This is a genomic window from Nocardioides sp. Root190, assembly GCF_001428565.1.
Taxonomy (GTDB): domain Bacteria; phylum Actinomycetota; class Actinomycetes; order Propionibacteriales; family Nocardioidaceae; genus Nocardioides.
The window spans coordinates 264490-266003 of record NZ_LMIA01000011.1; the positions used below are offsets into that span (position 1 = coordinate 264490).

Here is a 1514-nt window from a genome sequence, read left to right on the forward strand (position 1 = left end):
AACGCCCGACCATGGCGCCCCTCTGTGTCAAGAAGCAGCCGGAAGATTTGTTCTAGGCTGTGTGGTGGCGGGTCCGGGAAGTGACTTGTCCGAAGAGCCGGTGTGGGGATGTGAGCCGGTCGCGCTGGAGTCAGAGTCGTTTCCCCGTTGTCCTCCCGGGCCCGTCGCCTTCTCGCTCAACTCATGGGTGAGGGAGTCGTCGAGCATGGTCCTGTAGACGATGTCGGACAGTCGTCGCTTCAGACAGCGCATCGCTTCCATCGATGACTTCCCATCGGCCTTCTTGCGGTCGTAGTAGTCCCGGCCCTGGCCGGGGTTGCGCAGCTGCACGATGGCCATGGTGTGCAGGATCCGGTTGATCTGCCGGTTCCCGGCCCGCGACAGCCGGTGCCGGACGTGGTCGCCGGAGGAGGCGTCGATGGGTGCGGTGCCGTTCCAGGACGCGAAGTGCCCGCGGTCGGGGAACCGGGTGATGTCACCGACCTCGACGAGCAACCGSGCAGYWCCSGTGGGTCCAATGCCGTGCAGGTCCAACAAGCTGGTGCCGCTCGCACGGAGGAGTTCGGTGAGTTCCTTGTCGGCTGCTTTCCTGCGGGCATAGATCCGCTCGAGGTCACCGACGAGTTCGGCCGCGACCCGACGCCTSGTCTTGCCGGCCACATCGCGGGGGCGCACGCCGGCGAGGAGTTTCTTGGCCTGTGCGGCCGACAGATCACGCTTGGCCCCGCCSGGGATCAGTTCCAGSAGCAGGTGATGCAGTTGRGACGTCATRCGGGTGTGGTCCTCGCCGAGTGAGCGGCGGCGGTCGACCAGGACCCGCAGCACCGCGAGCTGCTCATCGTCGACGACCGGGCGCAGCCCGGCCATGCGGGTGCCGACCAAGGCAACCGAGTGGGCGTCGGTGGCGTCGGTCTTGCGGCCCTGGCCGGTCGCGAAGACCCGCATCCGCGCGGACAGCTTTGGCGGGACGTCGAGGACTTCCTGACCGGCTGCGAGCAGTCGCACGGCGACGTGGTGACCGATTCCGTTGCAGCCTTCGACGGCCCAGACGCGGTCCTCRAAGCGGTCGACGTAACGCACCATCGCGGCGAAACCGGCCTCATCGGTGTCGAACCGSCCGCCGTCCACGACGGTCTCATCGGCCGTCATCACCTCGATCGTGACCGAGCGTTTGTGGGGATCCATCCCGATCACCACCCGSCCCGCGAAGCCRSTTGCTGTGTCGCTGGCTGGGTTGCTCATCTGTTGCCTCCGATGCTCGTTTCCATCACTGGTGTCGAGTCGGGAGGGCAACGCTACTTCGAGCTGGGCAGACCCCTCTTGAGCCTCTCGCGACCCTGCGACGCCCGGCCCGCGCATGCCATGTGAGAGCCACACGGGTCCGTCGCCGGACAGCGTGGGCAGCCGCAATCAGAGCGACGGACCGGGCGCCTGGACCGAGCCTTGCCAGACACCGGTCCTGAGGTCAATGAAACAAGTAGCCGCTGTCGGRRCGGAACGCCCGACCATGCCGC

General features: G+C 67.0%; 1 protein-coding gene. It reads right to left on the reverse strand.

Translation table 11 applies throughout. The annotated features are described in order from the left end of the window. Positions 1–27 precede the first annotated feature (27 nt). Positions 28–1359, reverse strand: a complete 1332-nt coding sequence (locus tag ASE01_RS18370) for an IS110 family transposase (protein ID WP_321164144.1) — start codon at positions 1357–1359, stop codon at positions 28–30. Positions 1360–1514: the final 155 nt, after the last annotated feature.